Origin of the sequence: Rahnella bonaserana (assembly GCF_019049675.1) — a bacterium.
In the GTDB taxonomy this organism is placed as follows: domain Bacteria; phylum Pseudomonadota; class Gammaproteobacteria; order Enterobacterales; family Enterobacteriaceae; genus Rahnella; species Rahnella bonaserana.
In genome coordinates, this window is record NZ_JAFMOW010000057.1 from 85,943 (window position 1) to 104,317 (window position 18,375).

Sequence of the window (18,375 nt, forward strand, 5' to 3'; positions counted from 1 at the left end):
TGATAAAGCAAAATAAAAGCCCGGTGAACTCATCATTCACCGGGCTTTTTTACGGGCTCATCAGACTGATTAATCAGTGTTTGCGCAACGCTTTCACCTGTTCCGCCGTGATATCTGCCGGTAAACCGCCGAAGGTCACGCGCAGATAATTCACCATCTCAGCAATTTGCGCATCGTTCAAACGATCCGCAAAGCCGGGCATCGGCTGCATGCTTTCACCGTTCGGGAATTCCTGCGCCGGTAACCCATCGAGCACCGAAACAATCAGGTTACGACCATCCGGCTGGCGCAAGGTGGCGTTGTTTTGCATCGCCACCGCGACATGCGGTTTGCCTGAACCATCGGCCATATGACAACCGGAACATTGATCCAGATAAGTGATGCGTCCGGCATCATTACCACCCTGCCCGATGCTGACCAGCACGGCCGCTGGCGGTTTATCTCCCAGCAGATAAGTGACGATGGCGCGGTGATCGGCGTCGGTCAGATGACGGGTACTGAGATCCACAACCTTATGCATTTCATCAAAGGCAGAACCTTGTGGCGCAATGCCGGTCGCGAGGAAACGGCTCAGATCCGCCGGGTTCCAGCCACGTTGCGCCAGGGCCTCCGGGGTGATCGCCGGCGCGGTAATACGGCCGAGCGTGCCGCCTTTCAGATTGCTGCCGGTATCCATCTGCCCCAGTTTGCCACGAGGCGTATGACATTCGCCGCAGTGACCGAGCACATCCGTCAGGTACTTACCGCGCTGCCAGTCGGCAGAGTTGCCCTGAGAACTGGCGGGCATAGGATCACTGGTGCGGAACAACAGGTTCCAGCCGATCATCGCCATACGCTGGTTGAACGGGAATGGCATTTCGTTTTCCGGCACCGGCTGATCCACCGCCGGACGCGTCATCAGAAACGCATACATATCGTCAGAATCCTGACGCGTCACGCCCTTGTACGAAGTGTAAGGCATCGCCGGATACAGATGACGTCCGCCCGGCGCCACGCCTTTTGTCAGCGCCAGATAGAAATCATCTGATGTCCAGCGGCCAATACCCTGGTCCGCAGAAGGCGTCAGGTTGCTGCCAAAAATCTTGCCAAACGGCGTTTCCAGCGGATACCCCCCCGCCAGCGGTGCGCCACCGGAAGCGGTATGACATGCCGCGCAGTCGGACGCCTGCACCAGATAACGGCCGCGTTCAACCTGCGCTGTATCCGCGGTGACTTTCTGCACCGGCGCATCCAGCGTGCGGTTTTCCCGCCACCAGAGCACGGCGATCACGATAATAATGATCACCAGCAGCGCGAGGAAAAGACGTTTTTTCATCACGCATGCTCCCGGATCAGGCCAGGGGTTTTCATCACCACATCGCGCACGGCTTCGTAATAACGCACGTAGCCGGTACAGCGGCAGATGTGATTTTCCAGCGCGCCGTTAATCGCCGCTTCGAGATCTGCCAGCGGGATCGGGTGTTTTTCCAGGCGCTCAAGCAGCAGCGTCGCCGCATTCACAAAGCCGGGCGTGCAGTACCCGCACTGGAAACTGTAATGCTCGAGAAAAGCCTGCTGAACCGGAGAAAGGTGAACTTCGCCTTTGTCGTCGGTTTTGGCGTGGCCTTCGACGGTACGCACTTTTTTGCCATTGAAGAAATGTGCGCCGGTAATGCAGGTTCGCACTTCTTCGCTGGTGCCGCTTTCATGGTCGACGATGGCCACACAGGCGTGACAAATTCCCTGACCACAACCCAGACGGGAGCCGGTCAGCGCCACATATTCGTGCAGGAAATCAATCATCATCAGGCCTTCAGGAACCTCCAGCGGGCCGTATTGTTGATTGTTAATGGTCAGCGACAAAGGCTGGGTTTTGATGCTCATTGTAAAACCTCACGAATATTTTCAGCACGAACAGGCAAATCACGGAAACGGTGACCGGTAGCATCGGCAATGGCATTCACCAGCGCAGCGACGACCGGGATCATCACCACTTCAGCCATGCCTTTCGGCGGATCGGTTTCCGACAGCGCAGGCAGGATATCGCTGGTCTGTTTCCAGACCGCCACATCGCTGGCGCGTGGCAAATGGTAACGGTTGAAGTTCCACGTTCCGTTACCCGGCCCGTCTTCGTAGAGCGGTAAATATTCATGCAATGCGTGGCCGATGCCCATTGCCAGTCCACCCTGCAACTGACCGGAAACCAGCTCAGGTACGATCAGATTGCCGCACTCCATAATGGAATGGTGCGTCAGAATCTCGACCTTGCCGGTAGCAATGTCCACGGCGATTTCAGCCAGCGTACCGACCGCGCTGTAGTAAGTGACAGATGCGTTGTTACGCTGTGTGGGCGGGTAATACACTGCGTCCCGCGCCAGGGTCTGGAATTCATCCGCACCGTGACGTACTGACATGCCATCCACCGGAATGCGCTGACGCACATTATTGAGGGTGAAATCGGCTTCTGCCCATTGCCAGCGGTTGAATACGTGAACCGCTGCGCCGGTCATGCCTTTCATTTCGTACACTTTTTTCGCCAGCATTTCGAGGCTGAGAATTTGCATGCCGTTAGCCGTCAGGCCGCCCTCCACCCAGCGGGCATCTTCTTTGCGGACCACATAAGGCGCAGCCTGTCCGCCGCCAATGCCGGTTTGCCAGATGGCCATCGCCGCCGGCCAGATGCCGTTGTCGAAGATCAGGCGCGCCGCTTCGCGGGTGCTGTGAGAGAAGTAATAAGCCGAGTTACTGGCGCTGGATGGCGAACAATAAGAAGGCGACCAGCGCGGATTGGTTTGCAGTTTGTCCTGCTCTTCCTGCGACATAATGTACGGATCGCCGCTGGTTTCCACCGGCAGCACCGACCAGTCTGTCACCGAGAAATGCGCCTGTTCAGCCGGTTTGCCCAGCCATTCAGCGCACAAAACGGACTGCGACGTCGACATCCCGGTGCCCATTTCCGCGCCGCTGTGCCACAGGCTGATTTCGCCTTTTTCACTGAGTTCCACGCGGGCGAAAGAGGTTTCTGCACCGGTTCCGAAGTCTTTCTGCACACAACCAAAACCAACGCCATAGCGTTTGCCCGGATTCTGACTTTCGTATTCGGCTTTGCGTTTCTGGCGTTCTGTCCATAACGGGTGAACGGCGGCTTTTTCCAGCACTTCATCGGCACGAATTGCCCCCGCCGGGATGGCACCCTGAGTATTTTTCATGCCCGATTTCAGAACGTTGCGCATGCGAAACGCAATAGGATCCAGCTTCAGTTCAGCGGCCAGTTCATCCATCATCATTTCAGTGGCGGCCATACTTTGCAGCGTACCGTAGCCGCGTGCGGAACCCGCATCGAGCGCGCGCGAGGCCAGACCGACGGCGGATAAATCACTTTTCGGGAAATAGTAAATCGACTGTGCCGCAGTTGCGCCAACCATCACCACTGACGGCGTAAAGTTGCTGCGCCCGCCGCCGTCTGCAGTCATTGCCGCATGGAAAGACTGCAACATGCCGGTGTCTCGGTTCACGGCAATATCGTAATTCATATCAAACGCATGGCGTTTGAGCGCTGACTGGAACTGTTCAAAGCGGTCGTTAGCCAGACGCACTGGCGTGCCGTCACCGTACATCGCCGCGACTGCCCCGTAATACGGGAAGTTGTAGTGATCTTTCGAGCCGTATCCTACGGTGTAGCACGGATGCATAATCAGCGTTTTCACCGTGCGGTGTGATTTCGCCATCATGCGCGGCATTTCATCCGCCACTTCCTGCGGCGACTGCGTTGGCACCACCATATGCAGCGTTTGTGTGGCGGCGTCGTACCAGCCGTTGGCGTTATCCGGCTCTAGCGCGGAAGTGTCCACGGATTGCGTGGTGAAACGGCGCGACATTACCAGCCAGTCCTGCGGCGGTGATTTCAGTTCATCAGACATCTCGCCGGCATAGAACATGCCCTGCTCGTCCAGCTTGCCGCCCTCGCGTCCTTCCGGCCAGACAGGCAGGTGTTTGCGCATCCCGACCGGAAAGACCGGCATATCTTTCAGGCTGGAGAATTTATCATCTTCATAGGCGGTTTCGCCCCCGACGCGCACAAAGCGGAACGTTCCCCACGGATCGCGTTCCAGCGGACCGGTTTTCTCGCCGTAGCGCACCACACCGTCTTTGAATTTCAATGCATTTTTGGCGAAACGGAATTTGGCAAAATCCTGATAAACCAGAATTGCCACGGCTTGTCCCAGATAAGCGGGTGTTTTGCCTTCCGGCAGCAGCATGTCTTCGCCATAAAATGCCGGGAAGGCCAGACCGTCGCGCGCCAGCACGTCAGCCGTCACCAGCTGATCAGGCTGAAGATCGTCGCCAAGCAGTGAGAGATCCAGACCGGTGTAAATTTTATCGGCTTCGGTCACGCGGAGGATAAAGGCATGCGCCTGTTTCTGCGGCCAGTGGGGCATGTCTTTGGCGCGGATATCACGGGCAAAGACTTTCTGCCCCATGACTTTCGCTTTACCATCGATACGGAAACGAACGCGTTTGTTTTGTGCATCCCACTGGGGTGATTGCAGAATTTTTTCTTCGAACAGTGCGGCATAAGCCCGACTGTGCAACGGCGCGAGATAAACGGAGACGCCAGCGATCACAGCGCCTTTCACAAAGCGCCGCCTGGACGGGTTGAAATTGCTCATAAATTCCTTTGATTCTTTTATGTCTTCTTATTGTTCAGCACTTTCTAATATTCTGAAAATCCTGTTTATCGCGGGCGATTATAGGTATGCAAAACCTTATAAGCTATGATGGAAAACACATTTTTAATATCTTGTTCACAAATGAGCGCAAAAAAGTGCGATAATTCGTTTCTGTTGCGCAAACAATAATCAGAAGGGATAGACGCGAAATGGCCGGAATTATTCTTCTCGCGGCGGGGTCAGGAAAGCGGTTTTCTGCCGCCGGCGGCGAAGGAAACAAGCTCAATGCCGTTCTGAGTCAAACAGCAGAAAATCCTGTCACCGTATTTGAAACCACGCTGAATCATTTAACCGCCAGCGGTTTACCAGTCCATGTGGTCACCCGTGCGGAAAATTTGCAGGTTCAGGCCAGTTGCGCACGTAAAGCAGTACCTTTTACCCTCGTCAGCAGTGCCGGAACCGGTGAATCCATTGCTGCCGGTGTACGCGATACGCCGGAATGGAACGGCTGGCTTATCCATCTGGCAGATATGCCTTTTGTTCCCGCTGAAGTTTTCACCGCGGTTGCCACAAGCCTGCAACAGGCGCAGGTGGTCCGTCCTTACTGGCAAAATGAGCCGGGCCATCCGGTCGGTTTTTCCCGGCCGATGCGCGAGGGGCTTTTGCAGTTACGCGGCGATCATGGCGCGCGGGATCTTTTGCGCGGACGCGAAGTATTACGACTCAATTTTAATAATCCGGCAGTGACCGCAGATATCGATCTGCCGGAGCAACTCACCGAATCCTCGCTTATTCAGAACGGACAAATGCATGCAGCATCTTGATAACCAAGTTATTTCTCAGGCGATGGCATGGCTGGCGCACCAGCCGGTCTGGCTTTGTACGGTACTGACCACTTACGGTTCTTCCCCACGCGCACCAGGCGCACTAATGGTGGCAAACGCCGGGGGGCATTTTTGCGGTTCACTTTCAGGTGGCTGTGTCGAAGAGGATTTTCTGCAACGTATTGCGGCAGGTGAATATCAGCAAGCCAGCCAGATTGTGCGCTACGGTGAAGGTGGGCTGACGCCGAATATTGCCCTGCCGTGCGGCGGTTCGCTGGATGTACTGATTGAGTATTTACCGTCAACGCAAAGTAATGTGGATTATCTGCAAAAAATGGGGATGGCGCTGGCGGGACATTACGCCCTGACCAAGTCACTCATCCTGCCCGCGGCCTGCGATCATCTGGAACTGACGAATTATCATAATGCGACCCAGGTGATGCGCAACGATGATTGCATCACCCTGCATCTGGCCGCACCGCCGCGCCTGCTGATTGCCGGATTGTCCAGCGTCGCGCTTTTCTGCGCTGATTTTGCCTGCGCGCTCGGATTTGAAGTGGTGGTATGTGAGTGCCGCGAGGATGTGCTGGAAAACTTTCTGCCGTCGCTGAAAGCGGAGGTTCGTCTGGAAAAACAGTTCCCCGCTAAATATCTCGAGCAGAAAGGCTGTCATGCAAATACCGCCATTGTCGCACTGACCCATGACCCGAGAATGGATGATCTGACCCTGATGGAAGCAGTGAATACGCCGGCATTTTATATCGGTGCGATGGGTTCGCAGCGCAACAGCGCACGACGCCGTGAGCGTCTGCAAACCATCGCTGATTTCACGGCAGATGATTTTTCCCGTCTGCACGCACCGGTAGGCTTACCCATTGGCAGCAAAACCCCGGCCGAAATCGCGCTGGCCGTCATGGCTGATATTGTTAAACATAAAAATGGAGTGAAGCATCCCGGCGCGGCGGCCTGAATGCGCGGTTCATTCCATAAAAAAAGCCTGAGGTTTGCACCTCAGGCTTTTTCGTTCAGACTTACCGGATGATTATGAACGGGTAAGCTGCAACTGACCGCTTTTATCCAGCGGGATTTGAGTGCCCGGATCGTGGTCCATACGCACTTTCCCTTGCTGATCGCCTATTTTGTAGGTCACATCATAACCGAGCGTTTTATCTGCTTTGTCATACACGGTTTTACAGCGCTGCTGTTGGGTCGTGTAGGTATCGTTATCCTGCATGCTGCTTTGTACGCGGTTACCCGCATAGCCGCCACCCAGCGCACCGGCTACCGTAGCGACATCACGTCCGCGACCACCACCAAACTGGTGACCCAGAACACCACCGGCTACCGCACCCAGTACGGAACCGGTGATCTGATGCTCATCCTGCACAGGGCGACGGTGAGTGACCGTGACGTTACGACATTCCTGACGCGGGGTTTTCGTGGTCTCTTTGATTGGCGTCGCGCTGACAACCTGCGCATATTGCGGGCCAGACGAAAAGACGTTCATGCTCGCAACGCCAGCAATGCCCAACGCCGCAGCCACACCAATACCGACCCCAGCTAACATTGACTTGTTCACAGGACTTCCTCCGAAAATGTTACCACGCAATTCGCCCATTTAAGGACGCTCCTCAGCGGACAACAACACATCTGAGGTCCGGCGTGCGTGAATCGCCGTCTGTAAACTTATTGTCAATAGTGCATACCAAAACGTAAGCAAACAATAAGACGAACTCTGTAAGTGAGGAAAATGGTCTGTCTGAAGAGTGTTTCGGAGGATTCTTAGCTGACAAAGTAATATTGACGTGATCTTGTGCTGTGGGGGTATTTATCACGTAAAAATATGACGCCGGAAATAAAAAAGCCTGTAGTAAACAGGCTTTTAGGTATGAAACGATTCAGCTGACGTTTAAAAAAACGCCGCTGAACGGAATCAGTGCAGTTTAAGACGCGGACGGATGACGCGGTTAATTCCGCCGACCAGCATCATCAGACCGGTTTTGATGTAACCGTGCAGTGCAATCTGGTGCATACGGTACAGGGAAATATAAACCAGTCGCGCCAGACGCCCTTCCACCATCATTGAGCCGCGCATCAGGTTACCCATCAGGCTGCCGACAGTACTGAAACGAGAAAGGGAAACCAGTGAACCATGGTCTTTATAGACGTAAGGTTTCAGGCTCTGTCCTTTGCGCTGCGCCATGATGTTAGCAAAGCAGCGGGAGGCCATCTGATGCGCTGACTGAGCACGCGGAGGCACGAAACCGCCGGACGGCTGCGGACAGGAAGCACAGTCACCAATAGCGTAAATGTTCGGGTCGCGCGTGGTTTGCAACGTCGGCTCCACCACCAGCTGGTTAATACGGTTGGTTTCCAGACCGGCGATGTCTTTCATGAAATCAGGGGCTTTAATCCCCGCCGCCCAGACCATCAGATCGGCGTCAATGAATTCACCGGACCTGGTGTTCAGACCGTTTTTATCCGCGCTGGTGACCATGGTTTGCGTCAGAACGCGCACGCCCAGTTTGGTCAGCTCATTGTGTGCAGCCGCAGAAATACGCGGTGGCAACGCAGGCAGAATACGCTCACCCGCTTCCACCAGCGTAACGTTCAGCGCTTCGCTGTCCAGACCTTCGAAACCGTAGCTGTGCAGCTGTTTGACCGCATTGTGCAGTTCCGCTGACAGCTCAACACCGGTCGCACCGCCGCCGACAATCGCAATGTTCACTTTCTTCTGCTTATCGGAACTGGCAGAGAACTTGAGGAACAGATTCAGCATTTCGTTATGGAAACGGTGCGCCTGATGCGGGTTATCCAGGAAGATGCAGTTGTCTTTCACGCCCGGCGTACCGAAGTCGTTAGACGTACTGCCCAGCGCCATCACCAGCGTGTCGTAAGCAATATCGCGCACCGGCACCAGTATCTCGCCGTTCTCGTCGCAGATTTCAGCCAGTTTGATGGTCTGATTTTCACGATCGATATCAGTCAGTGAGCCAATCTGGAAGGTAAAGCCGTGATTGCGGGCATGAGCCAGATAGCTCAATGCATCTACGCCGTCGTCCAGACTGCCGGTCGCCACTTCGTGCAGCAGTGGTTTCCATAAATGGCTGTGATTGCGATCGACCAGAATGATCTCCGCTTTTTTCTTGCGGCCAAGTTTATGTCCCAGGCTGGTTGCCAGTTCCAGACCGCCGGCGCCACCGCCGATAATCACAATTTTCTTCATTGGTGATGTCAAAATGACCCCCTCAAATGTGAACCAATTGTTATATAAGAGTAAAAATATTATCCTTATATTACATAGGGTTGCTTAAGTTAAATCGGTATCTGAGACGGAGGATATCACGCGTGGTGATTTGGTCATACCAAAATTGATATAGGTCAATTTAAATTCATTTGGCAAATTTGACTTAGGCAAATGGCACGTATTTTGACGGCTTTAAATCAGCAGGTTAGACAGAAAATGGGTGAAAAATGATTTCTGACGGCAGACTGGCGTCAAATAAAAAGCCACTGCTTTCGGGCAGTGGCTTTAAGAGTGCAGAACAGAAATGTTAAATCAGACGATGTTTTTGAACGCTTTGATCCGCTGAAGATGGGTCGAGATATCCTTGAACTTATGGCTCTGATGTTCGTCCCATTCAACCGGATAATAGTGATGAAGCTTCTCAGCAGTTTTCTGGCTGTCGAGCACGCCGTCTTCGCGCGATAAAATCACCAGACAACGGTCGCGGTTTTTCTCGCGAAAATCACTGATACATTTTGTGGCGATGTCTTCGTACTCTTCGGGACGGTCAATTTTCCCGGTCATGTTTTCCTGCGGCGATAAGTTCGGGTTGAACATCACCTGACGTATGCCGCACAGAAAACCGATGCGTTCAGCCCAAAATCCACCGAGCCCGACACCACAAATCAGGGCATTTTTGTCGGCGGTTTCATGCAGCACTTTATCGACTTCTTTCAGCAAATGTTGCATGTCGTGGCGCGGGTGCAACGTGCTGTAGCTGATGAAACGGACGTCGGGATCAATAAACTGCAGCTGCAACACTTTCTCATGGTTGCCGGGACTGGTTGAATCGAAGCCATGCAAATAGATAATCATCGTTTACCTCATCCTGAATGTGCGTTGAAACCCTTACGCGGACTGAAAAACGTTACCGGGCAGTTTCTTTATATTCCTGCCAGCGGGCGTCGAGTGCGGTCAGTTCACGGTTAGCATCTTTCCAGCGACTCGAATTTTGCAGATCCTGACGGGCCCGTTTTCCACTGTACAGTCCGCGATGATACAACTGCGCTACACGTTCAGCTTTGACCGGAGACAGGTTATCCAGCACGCTCACTGCGCCCTGACGGTTGTTGCAGGCGAGGATCATATCGCACCCGGCATCCAGAGAAGCCTGAGCACGTTCCGGATAGCTGCCCATAATCGCGGCACCTTCCATCGAAATATCATCGGAGAAAATCACGCCGTTGAAATTCAGTTCTTTACGCAAAATTTCCTGCAGCCAGTAAGGCGAACCGCTGGCGGGGCGCGGGTCAGCCTGGGTATAAATCACGTGGGCTGGCATGACGGCATCCAGCAATTTACGCTCATTAAGCTGACGGAAGATTGCCATGTCGTGCCCGCGGATCACTTCCAGCGGACGATCGTCACGCGGCGTTTCTTTATGAGAGTCCGCACTGACCGCGCCATGCCCCGGGAAATGCTTACCGGTGGTTTTCATCCCCGCAGCATGCATACCGAGAATGAACTGCTCTGCCATATCCAGCGCTTTCTGCGGTTCGGCGTGGAACGAACGCTCGCCAATGGCAGCGCTGATATGACCGATATCCAGAACCGGCGCAAAGCTAATGTCGATATCCATGGCAATCATTTCTGACGCCATCAGCCAGCCGCCTTCCTGTGCCAGGCGCTTCGCTTCATGCGGCGCATTCAGGGCAGCAAAAGACTGCGCAGCAGGCAGACGGGTGAAACCTTCGCGAAAACGCTGCACACGACCGCCTTCCTGATCCACTGCCAGCACCAGCCGGTCGTGAGACGCGGCGCGGATCTGGCGGATCAGTTCATGCAACTGATCAACGTCATGATAATTTCGGGTGAATAAAATCAGTCCGCCCACCAGCGGGTGCTGTAAAATTTCACGTTCTTCAGCATCCAGCTCAAAGCCAACGACATCCAGCATTACAGGTCCCAACAAAATGGACGCTCCTTTTCTTTTCAGATGATTTTTAAGGACGCAACCTGTGCGCCCATTCACTGTACTGACTCTCGCCGGTCTGCTGCCAGCGCACTTCAAACCACATCAGCATCAGGTAATCGACCCAGGGGATCCAGCGGTTAACCTGCTGCTGCAAAAGAGAAATATCCTGATAGCCGCCCGCATTGACATACTCGCGCAGGAAACCATTTTGCTGCTGCACGCTCCAGCCATTACCGCGAACAATCGCAGCCAGCTCCAGTGCAACATCCGCATCCGCCGCGTATTCCCAGTCAATCAGCCGCAGGCCGTCTGGCGTATTCAGTACATTTCCTGCGTGAATATCCATATGCACCAGCGCCAGTTTCATCGGCGCGGGTTGAGTCTGCGACATCATCTTGCGATGTAAACGCAGCCAGCGCGGCGTTAGTCTGCGCCGGTCGATATATTGCCAGTAACGGGCAAACTGATGCTGCAAATCCAGCCGGTAGCCTGAAGGCGGTAACCGGTGCAGCCCTGCCAGCGTCTGGCTCAGTGCCTGCTGAGTGGCGGGCATCGCGAAGATCTGTTCAGTCAGCGGCGTACCGTCTATCCAGTCAACAATCAGCCACGGCGGCGAATAAAGTCTGACACACGGGCCTGATTTTTGCCGCGCCACATGCCGCAAAATCGCAGATTCGCGTCGCCGGTCAGCGCCAGCCATCTGCTTATCAAAAGACTGGTGTCGCGCAAGTAAATCACCGGCAGGCGAACTGATTTTCCAGCTTTCTCCCGTCAGTCCGGCAACCGGTAATAAACGAAATCCGGCGGTTTTCACCGCCGGATAATGTTTTTCGATCAGTTGCTGTAGTTCGAATTGCAGAAGCTCAGCGTTAATTCTGGACTGCACCACGGCCTGACCAGACGATTTCGCCGCTTGGTGCGGTAATCAGACGCATCGACATAGTAGGCGCTTTCACATCACCACTCACGGTGCTGTAAAGCACGTACTGTGCTTTCACAATGTTTGCCAGACCGATGGCTTTACTGACCGAAGCCAGGCTGTCATCCGGCGATAATCCCAGTGACTGTTTGGCGGAAGACACCTGATCTGCCGGAACCACCTGGAAAGTGGTGTTATTCGCCAGCGCATTGCGCAGGGCGTCCGTCGCCTTGGCCATCTGCAGCGAACCGTTGGTGCTGTTTTTCACGCTATCCACCAGCAAAACGCTGCCCGACTGCACACCATCCGATTTCAGCATTTTTGCCAGCATCGGCTGGACGGTCGCCGTCCAGTCAATATTGGCGAATTTTGGCGGCTGCGGAACCGGCTGAACTTGTGGCTGCTCAGGCACTGGCGGATTGACCGGTGGCAGTGGCTGTTGTGGCTGCTGAGGTTGTTCTGGCTGCTGAGGCTGTGTCTGTTGTTGGTTTGGCAAAGTACAACCGCCAAGGATCAATGCGGCCATCGCCACAATGAGAAAATACTTTTTCATCAACCTTCTCCGTTCGGGAATTTAGAGATAAAGGTACATGCGCACACTGTGTGCATCGAGATTGCCATTGAGTGAACTGATGTCAACGCTGCTGTTAGCTGGCACGGTGACGGTCCTGGATTCGGCAACCGGTAATAAATCCAGTCCCTGCTTATCATACCAATAGAAACGGTAATGCAAGGTGACAGGATGTGGCTGGTTATTATCCAGTGTACTGGTGGCTTTTTTCTGTCCACCGGAATCAGACACTGTTGGCGAACTCGGGATGATTCCCGCCGTCAAAACGGGGGATTCCATGACCACTCTTTGCTGATTATTGAGCGCAATGCCTGGCTTGCTGCTGCAGCCTGCCAACAAAATTACCGGCAATAATGCTATCAGGAAACGCATGTTTACCCTTACTGACGTGACAGCAATGGACCCAATGCACGGCCACCGACCAGATGCATATGGATGTGATAAACCTCCTGACCGGCGTCGCGGTTGCAGTTGACGATCAGGCGGTAGCCGCTTTCGGCGATCCCTTCCTGTTCGGCAATTTTAGCGGCAACCGTCATCATCCGACCCAGCGCGGCTTCGTGCGTAGTATCAACGTCATTCATTGTCGGGATCAGGATATTCGGGATAATCAGAATGTGGCTTGGCGCCTGGGGAGAAATATCGCGGAATGCAGTCACCAGTTCGTCCTGGTAAACCACGTCGGCGGGGATTTCACGGCGAATGATTTTGCTGAAAATTGTCTCTTCGGCCATCTTAACTGTCCTTAACAAAGTAAAAAGCGTTGTACGCAGTATGGGTTAGAATTTCCATTCCTTTCAACCTGATTACGCTTTTTGATGCTTAATTGGCGCAGAAAGCGCCAGCGTCAGGCCGCGGCAACCGTTCCTCCAAATCGCAGGCATGAAAAAAGGAGGCCGAAGCCTCCTTTCTCAGAACCAGACATTGCTCACCATTAATGGTTACGCATGTACTCGTCCATATCAGTTTTCAGGTTGTCAGACTTGGTACCGAAAATTGCCTGAACACCAGAACCTGCAACCACCACACCTGCCGCACCCAGTTTTTTCAGGCCAGCCTGATCAACTTTGGAGACGTCCGCTACGCTGACGCGCAGACGGGTAATACAGGCATCAAGGTTAGTGATGTTGTCTTTGCCGCCGAAAGCCTGAACCAGGGAAGCAGACATTTCTGAACCGCCCTGTGCTGTGGTTTCGCTGGTGGAGTCTTCACGGCCAGGCGTTTTCAGGTCCAGTTTCGCAATCAGGAAACGGAAGATGCTGTAGTAAACCACTGCATACACCGCACCGACGATTGGGAACAGCCAGATTTTGCTGCTGTTACCGCTCAGTACGATGAAGTCAATCAGACCGTGCGAGAAGCTGGTACCGTCACGCATACCCAACAGGATACAGATTGGGAACGCCAGACCGGCCAGAATCGCGTGGATCACATACAGGATCGGCGCAACGAACATGAAGGAGAATTCGATTGGCTCGGTGATACCGGTCAGGAACGCAGTCAGTGCAGCGGAAATCATAATGCCGCCGACTTTTGCACGGTTCTCAGGTTTTGCTGAGTGCCAGATTGCGATAGCAGCCGCTGGCAGACCGTACATTTTGAACAGGAAGCCACCGGACAGTTTACCCGCAGTCGGGTCACCCGCCATGTAACGAGGGATATCGCCGTGGAATACCTGACCCGCAGAGTTCACGTACTCACCGATTTGCATCTGGAATGGAACGTTCCAGATATGGTGCAGACCAAACGGAACCAGCGCACGTTCTACAACGCCGTAGATACCGAATGCCACAACCGGGTTCTGGTAAGCAGCCCATTGTGAGAAGGTCTGGATACCTGTACCGATTGGCGGCCAGATGAAGGACAGAACCACACCCAGAATAATCGCGGCCATACCAGAGATGATTGGCACGAAACGTTTACCGGCGAAGAAGCCCAGGTATTCAGGCAGCTTGATGCGGTAGAAACGGTTGAACATGTATGCCGCAATCGCACCGGAGATAATACCGCCGAGTACGCCGGTATCTGCCAGATGCTTGGCTGCAATTTCTTCAGCAGGCAAATGCAGAACCAGGGGTGCAACAACTGCCATGGTTTTCACCATGATGCCGTATGCCACAACGGACGCCAGTGCAGAAACACCGTCGTTGTTGGTGAAGCCTAACGCCACACCGATAGCAAAGATCAGAGGCATGTTAGCGAAGACGGAACCACCGGCTTCGGCCATAACATGGGAAACGATCATTGGCAGCCAGCTAAAGTTTGCAGAACCGACACCAAGCAGGATACCTGCGATTGGCAGTACGGATACTGGCAGCATTAGCGATTTACCGACCTTTTGAAGGTTTGCAAACGCGTTCTTAAACATAATTGAGTGTGCTCCTGAGTAATGATGCTTTTTGATACTTCATGCGGTTTAGCCAGATAACTAACCGCTTTGCAAAGGGTCGTACTGCCCTTTGCTATCGGGTGTCTGAGCACCCCTTTTAATTTTTACGCAGGGTAAAATAATTCCCTTTGTTAATGTTTGATGGCAGTCACGTTTTTCTGAAAAATGCAGTGAGAGCGTTTAAAAAAACCACGATTTACAACATTTAATCCGAAATAAACGCCTGTGCCCCCGTAAAAAACGGGGCCACAATACCTCATTCTGGTGATTAATTACGAGGTGTAAAATAAATCCGGCGTATATGACTAAGCCTAAGACTAGATCAGGGAGGAAGTATCGATGTGAAATAATCGTGAAAAGTTTGCGGTGGTCTCTTCGGCCAACTGTTCCACGCTCACACCTTTGAGCACGGCCATGTAATCTGCAACGTCACGCACATAAGCAGGCTGGTTCTCTTTACCACGATGTGGCACAGGTGCCAGATACGGCGAATCCGTTTCCACCAGCAGGCGATCCAGCGGAACATATCGGGCCACTTCACGTAAAGCTTCAGCGTTACGGAAAGTCACAATCCCTGAGAAGGAAATAAAGAATCCCAGCTCCAGCAGGAATTTTGCCGTCGGCAGATCCTCTGTGAAGCAATGCAAAACACCCCCACACTCCCCCGCCCGCTCTTCTTTGAGAATATCCAGCGTATCCTGACGGGCATCACGGGTATGGACGATCACCGGTTTGTTCAGCTCGCGGCCTATGCGGATGTGCTCGCGGAATGAATCCTGTTGCAGCTTCAGTTGATGCGCTTCTTTCTGGTAAAAATAATCCAGTCCGGTTTCACCCATCGCCACCACTTTCGGGCTGGCGGCAAGCTCACTAAGTTCTGCGAAATCATAGCCATCGTCAATATTCAGCGGATGCACACCGCAGGAAAATGCAACATCCGGGCGGTCACCAATAAGCTGTGTCATCGCACGATAGCCGGGCAACGTGGTCGCCACCGCCAGCATAAATTTCACGTCGCGTTCACGGGCTTTTTCCAGCACGTTATCAACGCCGGAGTGCAGCTCATCGTAATCAAGGCTGTCGAGATGACAGTGGGAATCGACTAAAAACATAGTAATTAACTCATCACAAATAAGAGGATCAGCGCGAAAGCGCGGAACTGAAAATCGACGCAGAAACGGTACCCTGAAGCATTTGTTCCCACTCAAGGAGTTGTTCGGTCAGCAATAACTCACGGTTAACGCCGACGATAGAAAGCAACTGATGGCGGCAATGCATCCAGGCACTCACCGATTGCTGTAAAGCTACGCTGGACTGCGCACCGGCGAGCAACGCAATTAACGGCTGCTGGTCATGATTGATGATGAATTGTCCTGCGTGCTGTTGCCATTTGATGGCATCAAGCAGTAACGTCGCCAGCCAGTAAAGGCGCTCAGGCGCATCATCATGATTAAGCTGCGGCAAGAGGGAAAGCATATCCTGTTGCTGACATTGCGTATAAAGCTGCTGACATAATGCCACGCGTTGCTTCCAGCGTTCCGGCTGCAACAGTTCAATGGCTGACAATGGCGCACCGTTAGTCAGACGCAATGCCGTTTTAATCGATACAGGATCAGCACTGAGCTGACGGTTGATCCACTGCACTGCCAGCGTTTCTTCCGGCACCGGCAGATGCCAGTAAAAACAGCGGCTGCGGATTGTCGCCAGTAGCGCCGAAGGCTCACGACATCCCAGCAGGAAATAGGTACCGGCTGGCGGCTCTTCCAGCGTTTTCAGCAAGGCATTTGCCGCGGCTTCGGTCAGCAATTCCGTTTGCGGGATCCAGACAACTTTCGAACCGCCCTGTTGGGAATAATTGTAGAGCGTTTCGATGAGCTGACGCACCGGGTCAATGCCCAGCGAGTTTTTTCCCTTTTCAGGTTGCAGGATATGCCAGTCAGGATGGTTGCCGGCAATCATCAGCTGACAGCTGTGGCATGTACCACAACTCTTTTCGCCGTCCTTATGCTGGCACAGCAGCCAGCGGCTCAGACCATATACCAGCGCCTCATCCCCGATACCTGCGGCGGCATGCATGAGAACCGCATGATGACCGCGGCCTGTCAGATATTGACCTGTCAGTTGGCGGTAAGGCGCGCTGAGCCACGGATACCAGTTCATGAATGCTCCCGGGTTGCCTGCTCGTCAAACCAGTTTTTCAGTGTCTGTTCGATCGAAGCCTTAACCTGTTCAATGGTCTGAGAGGCATCGATGGTTTTAATGCGGCTGTCAGCGGCGGCAAGCTCCAGATAACGCGCACGCGTACGTTCAAAGAACGGCAACGCTTCCTGCTCGATACGATCCAGTTCACCGCGCGCACGGGCACGTTGCAGGCCGATAGCCGGAGGCAAATCCAGATACAACGTCAGATCCGGGCGGAAATCACCCAGAACGGTATCACGCAAAGAAGTCATCAGTCTGGCATCAATCCCACGTCCGCCGCCCTGATAAGCTTGCGAGGAAAGATCATGCCGGTCGCCCACTACCCAGGCACCGCGAGCCAAAGCGGGTAAAATCACTGTCTCAACCAACTGGACACGGGCAGCATAAAGCATCAGTACTTCAGCTTTAACGGTCGGCTTTTCACCCTCTACGCCACGTTTAAATAAATCGCGCAATTTCTCCGCCAGCGGCGTACCGCCGGGCTCGCGGGTAAACACAATTTCTTCCACACCGTGCTGGCGCAATGCATCCACCACCACGTTATGAGCAGTGGTTTTTCCCGCCCCTTCGAGGCCTTCAATGACAATGAAGTTACTTTTCATTCTTGTTCTTAAGAGCCTCTATATACACACGAACCGCCTTGTTATGGTTCTCAAGGTTAGTGCTGAAAGTATGCCCGCCTTTGCCGTCAGCGACAAAATAAAGATAAGGCGTTTTTGCGGGATGGGCCGCAGCCTGAAGAGAGGCTTCACTCGGCATCGCAATCGGCGACGGCGGCAGACCGGTAATCACATAAGTATTGTAAGGGGTCGGCGTTTCTAAATCTTTCTTAGTGATATTACCGGTGTAATTATCTCCCATACCATAAATGACGGTCGGGTCTGTTTGCAGACGCATACCAATCCGCAGACGGTTGATGAACACGGAAGCCACTTCCGGACGTTCATCTTTCACGGCAGTTTCTTTTTCGATAATCGACGCCATGGTGACCAACTCTGCAGGCGTTTTATAGGGCAGAGAATCCGCGCGGTCTTTCCAGATATCTGCCACAGTTTTTTCCATCCGCACATGAGCACGTTTGAGCAGAGATAAATCCGTCATGCCCGCTGTGTAATGGTAAGTATCCGGATACAACCAGCCTTCGGCATTTTTGGTATCGGTCAGGCCCAATGCAGTGGCGATCTCTTCACCACTTTTCCCGCTGAGCTCATGCCTGAGATACTCTGATTTATCTAAAACCTTCATCCAGTCGCTGAGCTTAAAGCCCTCGACAAAACGAATGCTAAATTGGGCTTCTTTGCCGCTTTTCAGCAGTTCCAGCATCTGGCGAACGGTCATGCCTTTTTCGAAACGGTAGGTTCCGGCCTTAAAGTCGCTCAGTTCGGGCTCTAAACGTAATAACCACGGGAACCACGGATTGGGCTTCATCAGTTTCTTGTCGATAAGCAGTGTTTCCAGTACCACACGTCCGGTACCGGCAGGCAAGGTAAAGATCGTTTCACTGCTGACATTGATCGGGCGGTCCGCAAACTGTTTCACTTTCTGGTAGGCAAACGTCGCCAGTCCTGCAAGGATCAGGACAATCAGGGCGAAGATTTTGGTCTTTTTGTTTGTCATTGT

The 18,375-nt window shown here is 53.3% G+C and carries 18 protein-coding genes; 2 read left to right on the forward strand and 16 right to left on the reverse strand.

Features of this window, described 5'->3' with window-relative positions; genetic code table 11:
* Positions 1-73: 73 nt before the first annotated feature.
* Genes J1778_RS07325 through J1778_RS07335 form a run of 3 tightly spaced genes read right to left on the reverse strand, consistent with a single transcriptional unit; the run spans position 74 to position 4,649 of the window.
* Positions 74-1,315 (reverse strand): cytochrome c, encoded by a 1,242-nt coding sequence (locus tag J1778_RS07325; protein WP_217172607.1) that lies wholly within the window; start codon positions 1,313-1,315, stop codon positions 74-76.
* Positions 1,315-1,863, reverse strand: coding sequence for a (2Fe-2S)-binding protein (locus J1778_RS07330; protein ID WP_217172608.1), 549 nt, complete (start codon positions 1,861-1,863; stop codon positions 1,315-1,317). Before J1778_RS07330 ends, J1778_RS07325 begins: the two co-directional genes overlap by 1 nt.
* Positions 1,860-4,649, reverse strand: coding sequence for a xanthine dehydrogenase family protein molybdopterin-binding subunit (locus tag J1778_RS07335; protein WP_217172609.1), 2,790 nt, complete (start codon positions 4,647-4,649; stop codon positions 1,860-1,862). The genes J1778_RS07330 and J1778_RS07335 overlap by 4 nt, the downstream gene beginning before the upstream one ends.
* Before the next feature lie 209 nt (positions 4,650-4,858).
* Between J1778_RS07335 and J1778_RS07340 the strand changes: the two genes are divergently transcribed.
* Positions 4,859-5,473: a nucleotidyltransferase family protein gene (locus J1778_RS07340; protein ID WP_217172610.1), complete on the forward strand. Its 615-nt coding sequence runs from the start codon at positions 4,859-4,861 to the stop codon at positions 5,471-5,473.
* Positions 5,460-6,443, forward strand: a complete 984-nt coding sequence (locus J1778_RS07345; protein WP_217172611.1) for an XdhC family protein — start codon at positions 5,460-5,462, stop codon at positions 6,441-6,443. Before J1778_RS07340 ends, J1778_RS07345 begins: the two co-directional genes overlap by 14 nt.
* A gap of 72 nt (positions 6,444-6,515) precedes the next feature.
* Here the strand turns inward: J1778_RS07345 and J1778_RS07350 are convergent, their stop codons facing one another.
* From J1778_RS07350 to mltG, 13 genes are all read right to left on the reverse strand, one after another.
* Complete coding sequence (locus tag J1778_RS07350) at positions 6,516-7,052, reverse strand: glycine zipper 2TM domain-containing protein (RefSeq protein ID WP_217172612.1); 537 nt, start codon at positions 7,050-7,052, stop codon at positions 6,516-6,518.
* 354 nt (positions 7,053-7,406) lie between these two features.
* Positions 7,407-8,711 carry an NAD(P)/FAD-dependent oxidoreductase gene (locus J1778_RS07355; protein ID WP_217172613.1) on the reverse strand — a complete coding sequence of 435 codons (1,305 nt, stop codon included), beginning with the start codon at positions 8,709-8,711 and terminating at the stop codon, positions 7,407-7,409.
* Positions 8,712-9,032: 321 nt separating this feature from the next.
* Positions 9,033-9,575 carry an alpha/beta hydrolase YcfP gene (ycfP, locus tag J1778_RS07360; protein WP_217172614.1) on the reverse strand — a complete coding sequence of 181 codons (543 nt, stop codon included), beginning with the start codon at positions 9,573-9,575 and terminating at the stop codon, positions 9,033-9,035.
* A 52-nt stretch (positions 9,576-9,627) separates the two neighbouring features.
* Positions 9,628-10,656 (reverse strand): beta-N-acetylhexosaminidase, encoded by a 1,029-nt coding sequence (gene nagZ / locus J1778_RS07365; protein ID WP_217172686.1) that lies wholly within the window; start codon positions 10,654-10,656, stop codon positions 9,628-9,630.
* Positions 10,657-10,702: 46 nt separating this feature from the next.
* A complete protein-coding gene (locus J1778_RS07370; RefSeq protein ID WP_217172687.1) occupies positions 10,703-11,560 on the reverse strand; it encodes a phosphotransferase in 858 nt (285 codons plus the stop codon).
* The gene (lpoB, locus tag J1778_RS07375; protein WP_217172615.1) at positions 11,544-12,146 is read right to left on the reverse strand and encodes a penicillin-binding protein activator LpoB; all 603 of its coding nucleotides are present in this window, start codon (positions 12,144-12,146) and stop codon (positions 11,544-11,546) included. Before lpoB ends, J1778_RS07370 begins: the two co-directional genes overlap by 17 nt.
* 21 nt (positions 12,147-12,167) lie before the next feature.
* Complete coding sequence (locus J1778_RS07380; protein WP_217172616.1) at positions 12,168-12,536, reverse strand: YcfL family putative periplasmic lipoprotein; 369 nt, start codon at positions 12,534-12,536, stop codon at positions 12,168-12,170.
* Positions 12,537-12,544: 8 nt separating this feature from the next.
* Entirely contained in the window at positions 12,545-12,898 is a 354-nt protein-coding gene (gene hinT / locus J1778_RS07385; protein WP_120160632.1) for a purine nucleoside phosphoramidase, read from the reverse strand.
* 200 nt (positions 12,899-13,098) lie between these two features.
* Positions 13,099-14,532 carry a PTS glucose transporter subunit IIBC gene (gene ptsG, locus J1778_RS07390; RefSeq protein WP_217172617.1) on the reverse strand — a complete coding sequence of 478 codons (1,434 nt, stop codon included), beginning with the start codon at positions 14,530-14,532 and terminating at the stop codon, positions 13,099-13,101.
* Positions 14,533-14,870: 338 nt separating this feature from the next.
* Positions 14,871-15,665: a metal-dependent hydrolase gene (locus J1778_RS07395; protein ID WP_217172618.1), complete on the reverse strand. Its 795-nt coding sequence runs from the start codon at positions 15,663-15,665 to the stop codon at positions 14,871-14,873.
* Positions 15,666-15,693: 28 nt separating this feature from the next.
* On the reverse strand, positions 15,694-16,713 hold the full coding sequence (gene holB / locus J1778_RS07400) for a DNA polymerase III subunit delta' (protein ID WP_217172619.1): 1,020 nt from the start codon (positions 16,711-16,713) through the stop codon (positions 15,694-15,696).
* On the reverse strand, positions 16,710-17,357 hold the full coding sequence (gene tmk, locus J1778_RS07405; RefSeq protein WP_217172620.1) for a dTMP kinase: 648 nt from the start codon (positions 17,355-17,357) through the stop codon (positions 16,710-16,712). Before tmk ends, holB begins: the two co-directional genes overlap by 4 nt.
* The gene (gene mltG, locus J1778_RS07410; protein ID WP_217172621.1) at positions 17,347-18,372 is read right to left on the reverse strand and encodes an endolytic transglycosylase MltG; all 1,026 of its coding nucleotides are present in this window, start codon (positions 18,370-18,372) and stop codon (positions 17,347-17,349) included. The genes tmk and mltG overlap by 11 nt, the downstream gene beginning before the upstream one ends.
* Positions 18,373-18,375: the final 3 nt, after the last annotated feature.

Coding starts and splice junctions, on each gene's coding strand:
- ycfP (WP_217172614.1), bottom strand. CDS start 9,575: ATGATTATCTATTTGCATGGCTTCGATTCAACCAGTCCCGGCAACCAT.
- tmk (WP_217172620.1), bottom strand. CDS start 17,357: ATGAAAAGTAACTTCATTGTCATTGAAGGCCTCGAAGGGGCGGGAAAA.
- ptsG (WP_217172617.1), bottom strand. CDS start 14,532: ATGTTTAAGAACGCGTTTGCAAACCTTCAAAAGGTCGGTAAATCGCTA.
- J1778_RS07330 (WP_217172608.1), bottom strand. CDS start 1,863: ATGAGCATCAAAACCCAGCCTTTGTCGCTGACCATTAACAATCAACAA.
- hinT (WP_120160632.1), bottom strand. CDS start 12,898: ATGGCCGAAGAGACAATTTTCAGCAAAATCATTCGCCGTGAAATCCCC.
- J1778_RS07395 (WP_217172618.1), bottom strand. CDS start 15,665: ATGTTTTTAGTCGATTCCCACTGTCATCTCGACAGCCTTGATTACGAT.
- J1778_RS07325 (WP_217172607.1), bottom strand. CDS start 1,315: ATGAAAAAACGTCTTTTCCTCGCGCTGCTGGTGATCATTATTATCGTG.
- mltG (WP_217172621.1), bottom strand. CDS start 18,372: ATGACAAACAAAAAGACCAAAATCTTCGCCCTGATTGTCCTGATCCTT.
- J1778_RS07380 (WP_217172616.1), bottom strand. CDS start 12,536: ATGCGTTTCCTGATAGCATTATTGCCGGTAATTTTGTTGGCAGGCTGC.
- lpoB (WP_217172615.1), bottom strand. CDS start 12,146: ATGAAAAAGTATTTTCTCATTGTGGCGATGGCCGCATTGATCCTTGGC.
- J1778_RS07340 (WP_217172610.1), top strand. CDS start 4,859: ATGGCCGGAATTATTCTTCTCGCGGCGGGGTCAGGAAAGCGGTTTTCT.
- nagZ (WP_217172686.1), bottom strand. CDS start 10,656: ATGCTGGATGTCGTTGGCTTTGAGCTGGATGCTGAAGAACGTGAAATT.
- J1778_RS07345 (WP_217172611.1), top strand. CDS start 5,460: ATGCAGCATCTTGATAACCAAGTTATTTCTCAGGCGATGGCATGGCTG.
- holB (WP_217172619.1), bottom strand. CDS start 16,713: ATGAACTGGTATCCGTGGCTCAGCGCGCCTTACCGCCAACTGACAGGT.
- J1778_RS07335 (WP_217172609.1), bottom strand. CDS start 4,649: ATGAGCAATTTCAACCCGTCCAGGCGGCGCTTTGTGAAAGGCGCTGTG.